Here is a 13,165-nt window from a genome sequence, read left to right as displayed (position 1 = left end):
CCTGAACCTATCTTAATTTTAAAAAATTCTAAAATAATTTATTAATTATCAAATCTATAGTCTAGGATTTCAGGAGCTCTAAAAGTAACAGGCTATTTATTTTGTGACGTTTGTCAGGTAAGCATAGTCAACCCTAGAGGTCAACGATAAAACTACCTAAAAACAGCAATACTTTCAGGTTGAGATTATTAGTATTTTTTCCTGATGGTTGGGAACTCTTATAGATAAGGATTATGTTTATTTAAATGTTATGACAAATCTCAACAGTGTTCTTCAACGAGACCCATTTGCCGACAGCACATTAGTTGTAAACGATGAAGGGATTACCATTCGCCTGATCGACGGCAGTAGGAATAATTTAGACCAAGTCTCTTTGGGTATCCCTAATACGCCCTTCCTGCGTTTGGCTCCAATCGAGTATGAAGACGGAATCCAGTCACCGGCGGGTATTGCATTTGATGCAGAAGGCAATGCTCTGATCGGTATAGATGGCAATACCGTTACGCGCCAACCGATTCCCATATTTACCCAAGCCGAAGCAGACCGATTAAATGGATTGGGATTGAATGTCATATCCAATACAGAGGGCTTAAGCAATGTATCTGATGCGCCCTTTGTGTTGCTTAACCCACCCGATCGCCCTAGTACCCGAGTGATCAGCAATGCCACCTCTAACTTAGAAGAAGGAGAGTCTGATCCCAATAGTAATGGCTTAAACGCTTTCATTTGGGCTTTTGGTCAGTTCGTCAACCACGACACTGATTTAGCAGCGAATGGGTTAAAAGACGAGAACCAAAACCGGTTAGAATTACTCAATTTCCCCATTGACATTCCCGCAGATGACCCGAATTTTCCACCAAACACTCCTCCCACTCAAGAAATTTCTACACAGGCAGATGGTGGCTTGCAGTTTGACTTTGAACGGGATGCGTTTTTGAGCGGTACTGGAGTCTCTGGGAGCCCAGGAAAAGCCATTAATACTGTTACCTCTTGGCTTGACCTTTCTGTAGTCTATGGGTCTACTCAAGAAGAATATCAAGCAATTCGTGCTTTTTCAGAAGGTCGCCTCAACGTCTTTTTAGATGAAACAGTTGCCACTAATGACGACTTGTTACCCCTTAACATCACAGGTGCTGATGGAGAACTGATCAGTGGTAAAGGCGCTTTTATGGATGTGGGTTTTCTAGCCGGGGATACACGGGTTAACGAGAATGATAGTTTGGCATCCCAGCATACCCTGTGGATGCGTAACCATAACCGCCTTGCCCAAGAACTTTATCGGTTTCATCCTGACTGGACAGATGAGCAGATATATCAACGCTCTCGCCAGATTAATATTGCCCAATATCAAACTATTGTCCTGTACGAGTGGCTCCCCCTGATGGTGGGTAATGTGATTACTGACTACAGTAGCTATAACTCTAATCAAACCCCAGAAATCACTAGTGAATTTGCTGCTGCTGGTCTTCGTGTTGGTCATACCCAAACTAATAACCGTATCGACACTATTGATGCTGATGGTAATCTCACAAGTTTGCAATTACTGAACACATTTAGTTCACCCAATATTAATGATAGTAGCGATATAGATAATATCTTGCGCGGTGCGAGTCAAACGATTACTGAAGATGTTGATACTGATGTAGTTTTTGACCTGCGCAACGCTTTAGTACCAAATGCCATCGGATTTGACCTTTATGCTGCGAATCAGCAACGGGGACGGGATCATGGTTTGGCTGACTATAACCAAGTGCGAACCAGTCTCGGTCTACCACGGGTGACCACTTTTTCGGAAATTACTTCAAATTCAGAGTTGGCAAATACTCTCGAAGACCTTTACCAGACTGTAGAAGATATTGACTTATTGATTGGGCTGTTTTCAGAAGATACTGTTGCTGTATCCGGTGCCGGAGAAACTATTCAAGCAATGCTATGGGAGCAATACGAGCGGATAAGGGATGCTGACCGCTTCTGGTTCGAGAGACCGATTGAGGATGGCGGTTTCTTTACCCAAGAGGAAATTGCAGCCATTAAGGAAGTGACTTTTGCTGACATTATCAAGCTCAACACCGAAATTACTACAATTCCAGACAATGCCTTTGTAATCAGCTCCGACAACAATCCCTCCTCTGATGGACTGCTAGATTTAACCGGCTTTTCGGGACAAGCTACAGCAACTGTGACTAGAGAGGCGGAGTATGACAATTTAATTGGCTTTTATGTAATTGCTGATCAAGAGGGAACGATAATTGATTCGATAACGGGTCAATCTCTTACTCCTGGCCAAGAGGGTTATGCAGAAGCTGCTATTGATGCCAGCGTGGCTGAATTCAAGGTAGACGAAAATTTGACCACGGTGAATTTTGATGTTACTCTTCCCGGTGGCTCTCTCCTAGCTCCCTACTTGATTACGGATGGGGAATTGGAAGATGTGCAAAATGGTGATGCTGAGGTATTCTTTGCTTTCACAGCTGCTAACAGTGATGGCATGAGCCACATCCTTCAACTTGGAAATAGCAGTGACAACACATTCACATTCGCCTTTGAAGATTTAAGTGGTAATGACAGTGAAGAAAGCGATCGCGACTTTAACGATCTAGTGATTGACCTTACTCTTTTATAATAGTAAGGTCAATCAGTAATGAATAGAAAAAAAATACCAATTAAAGTAGGGTGGGCAAAGTAATCTAATCGTGAATACTCACCCATAACCAAAGGGTTTTTGCCCACCCTACAAGCTAAAAACTCTTTTATAATAGTAAGGTCAATCAGTAATGAATATAAAAAAAATACCAATTAAAGTAGGGTGGGCAAAGTAATCTAATCGTGAATACTCACCCATAACCAAAGGGTTTTTGCCCACCCTACAAGCTAAAAACTCTTTTATAATAGTAAGGTCAATCAGTAATGAATATAAAAAAAATACCAATTAAAGTAGGGTGGGCAAAGTAATCTAATCGTGAATACTCACCCATAACCAAAGGGTTTTTGCCCACCCTACAAGCTAAAAACTTATAATAGTAAGGTCAATCAGTAATGAATATAAAAAAATACCAATTAAAGTAGGGTGGGCAAAGTAATCTAATCGTGAATACTCACCCATAACCAAAGGGTTTTTGCCCACCCTACAAGCTAAAAACTTATAATAGTAAGGTCAATCAGTAATGAATATAAAAAAAATACCAATTAAAGTAGGGTGGGCAAAGTAATCTAATCGTGAATACTCACCCATAACCAAAGGGTTTTTGCCCACCCTACAAGCTACTTCACCAACATGAGAATTGCTATAATCTACTGCGCTAAGCTAAAACTCCTCTGTACAACAGCACCACGTTCCCCGAGGGATTTTGGTTGCTGTTGATCCACACTATACAAAACACCTCCCGCATTCCCTGACCTCACAGTCAGTTTTTGTTTAGCAATCCAGGTTTTCTGATATCCCTTGGGTAAGGTTTCTTCCAACTCGATTTTGCCATCAACTACCACTCGTACCCAAGTTTGCTCTGTAATACTCAAGCGTACTTTAATTAATGGATTAGATGGGGAAGGTTTGGGTTTGGGGGGTGGTTTAGGTTTGGGGTTAGGGGCTGGTGCTGGTTGATCTGGTTTATCTGGGGTTTGCTGCTCCTGAGCAACTGATGAGTTTTCGATCTGTCGATTAGTGATATAGGTGAACACGGTGTTGAGTAGATAAATTAGTCCACCAGCAACACTGATCAAGCTTACTATTATGATGTAACCATAATAGGGTTCTATGGTTTTGGCTACAGTCTTAACAGTCTTGCTTTTGGCTACAATCCTAGGAATCTTTTGAGGAGAGGTTAGAATCTGAGATTTCTCTTCTGAAGAGGTACCGCTATACAAGACTAACGCACCAGACTCGGTTTCCTCGGTTTTCTCGGTTTCCTCGGTTTTCAAGGACAATCCAGAATTAACTGGAAACGTTTTGGCTATCCCTGGACCATCTAGACCGAGAAACTCTCCATAGCGACGAATAAAGCCTTGAATATAAACTGGCTCGGGCAACGGCTCCGATTCCCCTGCTTCAAGGGCTTGCAATATATGCAATCGAATAAAGGTGTTGTTAGCGACTTCCTCAATAGGTATAGATTTCTCCTGCCTGACTTGGCTGAGATAGGTCCCTATTTTCTGGAGTTGCTCCTCTTGCTCTAGACTTAAGTGGCTCACCAAATCTCTCCACCCATTAATCCACGTTAACAATTTTTATACATAAACACCGGATAGTAACATTCCCTCGGCATCTCACCATAGAACTTATCAAAAATTAACAAAAATTAACAATATAATAGCCAATTTTCTGATCACCTAGGAAAACTCTCTAATTCTAAGGTATGGTTTGGATTGGCATCCTCCCCCGGGGGGAACAATCCTGGCGCTGGGGATTCCCACGTCACTGTGAGTCTTTCCCTTTCGTAGAGTTGGCTGATCTAATTGTAAGCATTCAGCCGTTGGCCATTCCCATAGCATGGCCATTCCCGTACCGTGGCCAAAGCCCAAGGCCAACGGCTGACAGCTGACGACTGAATGCTGTTCGCGTAGCGTGCGCGTAGCGCATATGCTTACGAATTATCAGCTAATCTTTGACAAGAATTTCAGGCATCATTTTTTTTATTTACGGTATATCCAGGCTTTGATAAGGATTTTTTCAGCCAATATTATTATAGGTGAAATTTATTAAATTTTCTGTAATGCTCGGCATTATCCTGCCTTTTTATTTTCTAGATTAACATCAAAGTTTTATCGCTTTACTCTACTGATAAAAGTGTAGCAAATAAAATACATGTTGGGAACAAAATGTCAAGTTTTGACGGTGGTTTTAACTGCCAAGTTGTTTTTGATTCCCCGACTAAAGTAAGAATTAACATAGTGGGGTATTGACAAAAGCGATACAACCGTATAGGATTGCAATCGTGACCAAATAACAGCCGAACGAACTAGATACAGAACGATTCAACCAGTTGCCGAAGGAGGAAGTGAGAGAAATGCTCATTACTGTAGCGAAGGCTATAGCTCAGCAGCAAGCAACAATAGAAGAACTGAAACAAGAAATACATAAATTGCCTGTAATTAGTATAATTAGAGCTCAAAATCTCATCAAAACCGCCATCAACAGACCTAATCAAAAAACCGGAAACTCAGAAATAAGAAAAACAAGATACAGGAGAAAAACCCAAACGTCAACCAGGCAGACAGCAAGGACATCAAGGAAAAACCTGGAGTGGCTCTCGGTCTCGGGAACTTTTTCAGGATACTGCTAATTTATTAAGTTTAGTAAATATTAAGTTTAGTATTAGTAAATATTAAGTTTGGTAAAAAAAATGCTATCGTTAGGGGTAGTATGTGATAGAGTTTGTTGAGCAAGCTCAACCGGCTCAGCTTGATAAAACTGCACTTGCTCCTGGTTTGATTCCATAACCAACGTTGCTGAATCCTTACATAGAATTCAAGGGATTTTTTATGCTCGCATACGGATTTATAACATTATTGAGTCTAGGTTATGAGTACTACTTTAAATATGAGATTGATGCTGAGGCTGGTTTCCAGATTTATTGGATTACAATTCCTGAGGGACTCGATAAGGAACGCTATAGCAAACAAACAATCTCCGAGTTTCTAGCAGAATCATCAGTTGCACAAATTCTCAAACCTGGAGAAACCCTTGATAAGAGCCTTTATCAAGCTAGCCTAATTTTACCGGGATTACCAGCCTCACCTTTCGATGCCTTTTATACTATTGAACTCACCTACAACAGCGATTCATTTACGTTAGGGGTTCAATCTACTGACTCTTTTGGATTTAGTCCGGAAGGCTCAACCCATTTCAAAGATTTAAATTTGAGCTTTACCCAGCAACTTAATTCCGAAACCGCCACGGTCAGTGGAACAGTGACGGCGGTTTTCTCTGGTCAAGATATTGTCCTTGAGGCAGGGTTGAGCGATGGCTCTGAACTGATTTTTAATTACAATCCTAATAATCCTCAGGAAATCCCGATTCAACCCTGGGGCAATTTAGAGTTGACGACTTTTACGGTGAAACCTGGGTCAAATCCTCTTCAACCCCAGGTGCTCTATTGGTTTGGAGAAAAGTCTGGAGAATGGGTTTATGATTGCTCCTTGAGGAATAGCGAAGATGCACCCGCCATCGACTTACGGATTCAAACGGAGCCAGAAACAGTGGAGTGGGGATTAGGATCTATCGCTGTTAAAGATGGCTTGATCGAGAGTGAAAATGCCACCCTAGAAGCGGCAAACCTAAGTTCTGCTAGCAAACTGATCAAGGCATGCCAAGAGAGCAACGAAATCACTATTGCCGCCTGGATTAAGCCTAGCAAAACGGGTCAACAATACCCAGCTATAGTCGTTACTCTATCGGAAGATCCTCAAAATCCCTATGTGACTCTGGCTCAAGGAGATTCAGAATGGCTAAAGGATTATGGCAATCCCTGGTCGGGGGATTGGTACCATCACGACGAGTATAGTGTGCTATTGCGCACCAACACTAATGATAGAAACCGATATTGGCAAATCCTGACCACAAGTCCCGACACAGTAACAACCGACGAGCTAACCTATGTTGTCTATACTTTCTCACAGAATAACTTGGGGGATGAGAGTGATAATGCCAAGGTGTATCTCAATGGAACCCTAGACAATTCAAAATGGATTAATAGCGATGATGAGGAGCGTCATTTTTGGAGAAATAGGAATCAGTGGGGTAATCGTTGGAGAAATAGGAATGAGAGTGATAATCGTTGGCAAAGTCGTAATGATGAGAATGATGAGGAGGATTCTCCTTCGGAAAACAGGGGTGATGAGGAGCTTCATCCTTGGACAAATGACCCTGCTGTTAAGTTAGCGTTAGCAAATGACGTTTTATTTATCGAACGCAGGGGCAACTTCCCAAGGAATGAAGATTTCCCTTGGGAAGGAGAACTCTACGAGGTGGCAATTTATGACTCTGCCCTGACTCCAGAGGCGATTTACCAGCGCTACTACCCCACTATTGAAATTTTGGGCAACCTGACGCTGACTAATATGCCCAGTCCTTTGAACCAACCCCTAACTGCTCAACTGACTTTGGAGGGTATGCCGGATGTAGAGCATTATTCAGAGTCTAAGCTCAATCTGAAGGTTGACACCTCTGAAATCCGGGAAGTTACTCCTGAGTTTGACTTCACCAAGATTGCCCTGGAATGGGAATCAGAAGCTGGAAGCTCCCCAAGCTGGTACTTTAAATGGGGACAAGTGGATAGCACGTTATGGAAAACGTCAATTCCCTTTACAGCAGTTCAAGCGGATGCGCCAGGTAAACTTGCCCTCAATTCACCGGAATTCGATTTTCAAATTGGATTAGGACAAATTAATACCCTAGAGGGGTTGTGTCTATTCCTGAAATCAGATACCACCGGGGAGATCTGGCAGATGTCTTCCATCACCTCTGTGTCTGAATTAGTACTCCCCCAATTAAGGGATTATCGCCCATTTGATTGGACGGTAGATTTCAAGCTACTGTTTGCTCGTCACAATCAACAACGGAGTCAATTTGACCCCCTGGGGATTGAAGATGGGAAAGTCGTTCTCAAGGGCAATTGGTTGGGAGAAAACCTTGTACTCCATGGCTGGTGGCGCAATGAACAGTTTGTCCTGGAAGGCCAAAGAAATTTGACTCTACCGTTTCAAGTTACCTTGGGTCCAATCTTTGAACCCGGTACCTCCCACAAGATTATCGACCAGGTAGCGATCGCGTCTGTGATGAACGCCACTGTAATCCTGGAACTGACTGAGTTAGGCTTTTTGGCAAAAGTCTCTGGAACCTTTGATTGGACAGATCAAGCAGGGACGGTAAACACCTTTACAGTGCCGGAGTTTACCCTAGTTCGCCCACCGCTGACTCCCAATCACATCCTGGAAGCGATTTTGGCAAGGTTAAACTCCCAAGTAGATGTCATCTTTGCACAACAGTTTCGCCATCAAGCGGACTACTACTTTACGGAGGTGGAGGAAAAACCTGTTATTTATTTGGGCAATGGCAACGACTCTGCTACTATCACCCAAACTACAACATTGCCCCAGTTATTCAACACTGCTGCGGAGTCCAATAACATCTCCAGCACCGCAGGCATCTTTACCCTTACAGAAAATGCCGATCAAAGCTGCACCCTGACCATCACTCCTCCGGAAAGCAGTGACAATTGGCTAGATCAACTTAAGACCGATTACGACAACTTTATTGCTCAACTAGATACCAACAGTAATCTGATTCCTGGTACCCTCACCCTGGTCAAAACCCGCATTGCTGAACGGATGCCGTTGTTGGTTGAGGAAATTCTCTACTACTACTACGGCTTGGATAGCGTTAATGGCTACGTGGATTTACAAGCTGGAATGCGGTTACGAGTCGATTACCAAAACTATCAATTCGTTCATCCAGCCCAATCTACGGCTAATTCAGGGTTTGTGGGCAGTGGCACGTCTTACTACACCCTCAACAGTTATCGGGATGGCACTAACCTAATGATTAATTTTGATGGGTTTTTGTCCCAAATTCAGCCCTATGTCACCACAGATATTGCTACGGTAGGGGCTGGAAGTAGTCTGGATACCTTTAAAGTTGGCTATCAAAAACCCTACTTGCGGCTGGTGTATCCTAGTTTGGCAGCTCCCTCTGCAGGTTCCCTCGATCCTGGACAGGCCGCAACCATTATGGGGGCAGCAACAGTAACAGACCTGGATAAAAAGACAAACCTTGCCAGCTTTTATTTCCGAGGACGAGCAACAGTCATTCCAGAAATTACGGTGGTGCTACAGGAACAACCGGTATTTGTTCCGGTGGGAACGACTTTACGACAACTGATGGAGCAACGTGTCAGTATTCCGTCAGTATCCCTGGGAGAATCGCTGCTGCACTCTACCGGAAAACCCAGGTTGAGTCGCCTTTTACACGAAGGGGTGTCCAACGAACCTAGCTATCGGTTTATCTACCTGGACGAAGATAGTCCGGTGCTTGATTTGCCTCTGGTAAAAGGCGATCGCATTGTCCTGTAGGGGGTGAGCAGATGACTACCTTTACCCAATCAACAGCACAGGCGCTCTACTTTTTATCTGAATCCGTTAACCCTACTTTGCCCTATAGCATTGGGTTTTGGGTGAATGAAGGATCGATAGAAGGTTCCCAAACTGTTTCCCTGGAAGAAACTTGGACAATAAAGAACGGAGTATATCTATTTATTAAAGTGCCAGAGGGGAATGATGCTATAGACCCTTCGGTATTGAGTGACCGCATTGGTGAATTTCTGATTACACCTTCGGTACGCAATACTCGGTTTTTGTGGATTGATAACCCAGAGGAGTTAGTCTCTCGCTGGCGATTTCATGCCCTGACCCTGTCTCCAACAGATACTGTAGAGCGACTGACCTTTTTTAATTTCCGCAACTATGAATTAGCGATCGCTAGTGGTGTAACTTGTCAGTTGAATGGAACTAAAGACGGATTTCTGTTTGCCCTCGATCCGTCTCTACACAACCTCCCTAGCACTGAGACTGAATCACCGGAAACTGAATTACCGAAAACTGACCCGTTTTATTTGTCCACAGGTTATGGTGCTCATCAACTCAAAGGGATTGAAGTCAATCAGGCAGGGGAAGCGATGGCATTACCCTTTAGCGGAGAGTTGGCCGGTTGCCTGACCTTTGCCCTGACCTTGCAAAACCAATCTCCTGGCACAGCCTCCTTTGAGGAACTGGTCTATCTGGATGTAACCCTACGGATGTTTTTCAAATCCGCAAACTCCTTACTAGACCCGACTGACCCCTTGTCTGGTTTTGCAGGATTGAATAGCGACCAGGAATTCCTGATTTCTAGCCATCGATATCCCTTTCTGGGGGAAGATAGGGATGCTGCCTCCCATTATTCTCAGCAGGGGGATGGTAGCCAAAATCTGACCTTATATAGCGCCCTAGATCCACTCCAACCGTTGAATGGCGATCGCACTTACTTTGCCTTTGTAGAGCCAGGAAACTCTACTATTTCGGATTTATCCTTGCCTTCTTGTTATCGCACCAATTTGGGATATTCCATCCATGTCACTCCCCATGGTCATGGGGACAGTCGGCTAATCTTTGCAGAGCGTCCAGGGCAGAATTATAGCATCTTTGGTTCACCCTTGTATCTAGTCCCCCAAGGGAAATATACTCTCTCGGTTCCCAATTACGAGAGTACCCCTATCCCCAGTGGAAAGGAGTTTTCGATACGAGATGAAGATAACTTCTTGTGTGGATTAGCGGGGATTGAATACATTCAACTGTCGAGTCAACAGGTTAATATTCTGCATCTGGAAGCTGGAAAACCCACCTTTGCGCCGGATTTCGTTCCTGAGCAAATTGTAGAGACCAATGAAGCTGGGCAGCGTCTAGAATCGGAAACAACTACAGCTTGGGGATATATTGAATATGAAGAAATTAAAAAAAACCAGGATGAAGATGACATAAAAGATGACCAGGCAGATGACCAGGCAAATGACCAGGCAGATGACCAAGCAGATGACCAGGCAAATGACCAGGCAGATGACCAAGCAGATGACCAGGCAGATGACCAGGCAGATGACCAGGCAGATGACCAGGCAGATGACCAGGCAGATGACCAGGCAGATGACCAGGCAGATGACCAGGCAGATGACCAGGCAGATGACCAGGCAGATGACCAAGTCACGAATTTACCGGTCTATTTTTCCCAACCCAAGCAGTCATTGCTGTATCGAGCATCAACGCTTCAGGCTCAAAACCCAAACCCAACTGAGAACCCCCTCACGTTTTTGGAGGTTCCCGTTACAGGACTGCCCAGGGGAGAGTATTTACCCTTGTTTCCCTATGGTGGCGTAAGTGGAACCCTGGCTCACTATCAGCAAATGGAGGAACAAATCCTCAATCCCCAGCGCCGCAAACAAATTAAAATTATTGCTGAAACAGACACTACTCAACTTAGCGGTCAACCTCAAGGAATACTAGGGGGGATAGGGACATTTAGTCCCCAAGCATTCAGTGCCTTGAGTAGATCAGCTACCCCTGAAGCTCAGGCCATGACAGCTGCTCCAACAGCGGAAACCATCACTGGTACAACTTCCCTGGGATTGTTGGCAACCTATTCCTCTGATTACCAAACCCTCAATAGTCTATTACTGGCGAAGGATACCGACAATGAGGATGTGAGTTTGCAGGACCTAGAACGGGGTTCATCCCTCCGTTCAGCTTTCCAGTCCAGTCAGATGTTCCTGGTGATCACTGACCCGACTTCCCTCAAAACCTTTGATACCAATGAATCTCCTCCAGTTATCAAGGAGCATTTTCAGAATAACCAACTGACCATTCAAGATTGGACCTTTGATCTCAATCCAGATAATTGGCGACAGGGCACAGGGGATACTGATACGGTCTTACTGTTTAAGTTCCTAGATAAGCCCCTGATTGATATTCTCAAGGATACCGCCCTGTGGGAACAACCGGAGGTATTTGTCGGGACGGCAACGGATGCTGATGAACGGGTCAAGGAAATTAAAGCAGTGCGCGATCGCTTAGTGACATTCTTTGAAAATGCGATCGCAACCGCCAACGACCCCAATGCTGCTGAAAAAGACCGGGATAATGCTGCCCCTCTAGCCCGGGTTGGCAGCAGCACTTTTTGGTCAGGGATGATTGCGTTAAATGTCAAGCTCCCAGCTGGGACAGGACTGCCTCAAGACTTGAAAGCCCTAGAATGTGGCATACAAGACCAGGATAACTTCTACGCTCAGTATGTCGGGAGTAATGGCACCCCGATTTTTCCCCAAAATGGGGAATTGGTAGCGGAACAGTCTTCTTTGTTTGGATTGCTGGACTATCAAGACAACTCCGTGCCAGAAACCGGTCCCTTGGGCTATGCCTTCCAGGTGGCCAACTTACGGGTGCAATTCCAAAATTCTCAAATCACGGCATTTTCCAGTGAGGTCAATCTTACCCTAGATAAACTCTTTGACGAAGCCACCCAATTACTCAATAGTCGTTCAGGACGGAATATCGTCATTCTCCAGGGCTTTACGGAAGAACACGATGGCGTGATTACCTATAGCTTTAGCTTTAGCGGCGAGAACTATTTTGCCCTACCCGATAGTCATATTCTCAATAATGTTGACATCGTTAAGGCCACGTTTTCCACAGACCCCCCAGGCAATGATACTACACTCACCATTGGACGATTTACCCTCTGGGGCCGTCTCAATTTCCGTGACCTAGAGACCTTTGATGGATTATCCTTTGGGTCAGATACTTCCCTGTCCGATGACGTGTTAACTGCCAGCAACCTGGTCAACCGCAGTGCCCGTGCTCTGGAAGACGATTATCAAGTAGGGATTGATACTCTCAATCAAGCATCAGCGGAGTTGCAGCAAAAACTGGATGAGCTAGCCAATAACGAACAATTCCTCCAGTTCTCAAAGCTAACCATTGTGATGAACTGCAAGCATACCAATGGTACCCAGGATATCACCTTTAGTGTGGATGCCAGCCAAATTGCCTTTGATTTGGCTCAGAGTAAAGCCCGCCCCCATAGTCTCTACAGCAAATTTCCCCTTAAGCTGACTAACTTCGTCTATCTCGACCCTGCTCAACCGGATAGCAAGCCTAAAGGGTATCTTACGGTTAAAACTCCCTTGGGCACTGGTTCTATGCCCGACAGTGGCTTTGGTTTTAACTTCGAGTTTAATTTGGGCAGTTTGGGGGCATTGTCGGGTTCAGCTCAGTTTGTGGTTAATCTGTTGATTATCTGGGAACCGAATCAGGATGGTTCCCAGGAAAAAGCCACAACTTTTGTAGGATTGAGGCTACCGGGAATTGGTGGGGATGTGCTCGGTTTTCCTCTCCAGAGTGTACTGAAGCTGTCCTTCAAGACGGTGGAATTACTGGTTGATTCCACTAGCACTTCTGGTACAGCTTACTTGTTGAAAATTAAGAAGGTTGCTCTTAAGTTTTTTGTCCTCTCATTTCCCCCCAGTGGACAAACCGAAATTGTTATCTTTGGCAATCCTGATGCCACGGATAGTAATGATGCTGTTGGCTGGTATGCGGCCTATGCTAAAGGTTAAGGCTTTAAGGAATAGCTTGAATTTAATTTAAA

General features: G+C 44.4%; 5 protein-coding genes. 4 read left to right on the top strand and 1 reads right to left on the bottom strand.

The annotated features are described in order from the left end of the window. Positions 1–250: 250 nt before the first annotated feature. Positions 251–2,623 (top strand): peroxidase family protein, encoded by a 2,373-nt coding sequence (locus F6J90_RS24045; protein ID WP_293099221.1) that lies wholly within the window; start codon positions 251–253, stop codon positions 2,621–2,623. Positions 2,624–3,291: 668 nt separating this feature from the next. On the opposite strand, the gene F6J90_RS24040 is transcribed toward F6J90_RS24045, so the two are convergent. Beyond that, a complete protein-coding gene (locus F6J90_RS24040; RefSeq protein ID WP_293099218.1) occupies positions 3,292–4,188 on the bottom strand; it encodes a helix-turn-helix domain-containing protein in 897 nt (298 codons plus the stop codon). Between the two features lie 815 nt (positions 4,189–5,003). On the opposite strand from F6J90_RS24040, the gene F6J90_RS24035 reads away from it, so the two are divergent. The 3 genes from F6J90_RS24035 to F6J90_RS24025 all read left to right on the top strand — a co-directional run bounded on the left by F6J90_RS24035 (position 5,004) and on the right by F6J90_RS24025 (position 13,133). Further along, positions 5,004–5,279, top strand: coding sequence for a hypothetical protein (locus F6J90_RS24035; RefSeq protein ID WP_293099216.1), 276 nt, complete (start codon positions 5,004–5,006; stop codon positions 5,277–5,279). A 199-nt stretch (positions 5,280–5,478) separates the two neighbouring features. Further along, on the top strand, positions 5,479–9,066 hold the full coding sequence (locus tag F6J90_RS24030) for a LamG domain-containing protein (RefSeq protein ID WP_293099214.1): 3,588 nt from the start codon (positions 5,479–5,481) through the stop codon (positions 9,064–9,066). Positions 9,067–9,077: 11 nt separating this feature from the next. Continuing rightward, positions 9,078–13,133 (top strand): hypothetical protein, encoded by a 4,056-nt coding sequence (locus tag F6J90_RS24025; RefSeq protein ID WP_293099212.1) that lies wholly within the window; start codon positions 9,078–9,080, stop codon positions 13,131–13,133. The last annotated feature ends 32 nt before the right edge of the window (positions 13,134–13,165 follow it).

The sequence above is a fragment of the Moorena sp. SIOASIH genome, from assembly GCF_010671925.1.
Lineage (GTDB): Bacteria > Cyanobacteriota > Cyanobacteriia > Cyanobacteriales > Coleofasciculaceae > Moorena.
This window is presented reverse-complemented; position numbering and strand designations above follow the sequence as displayed.

Bases quoted from the DNA above. Each gene is read 5' to 3' on its own strand.
- F6J90_RS24045 (WP_293099221.1), top strand. From the start codon at position 251: ATGACAAATCTCAACAGTGTTCTTCAACGAGACCCATTTGCCGACAGC.
- F6J90_RS24035 (WP_293099216.1), top strand. From the start codon at position 5,004: ATGCTCATTACTGTAGCGAAGGCTATAGCTCAGCAGCAAGCAACAATA.
- F6J90_RS24030 (WP_293099214.1), top strand. From the start codon at position 5,479: ATGCTCGCATACGGATTTATAACATTATTGAGTCTAGGTTATGAGTAC.
- F6J90_RS24025 (WP_293099212.1), top strand. From the start codon at position 9,078: ATGACTACCTTTACCCAATCAACAGCACAGGCGCTCTACTTTTTATCT.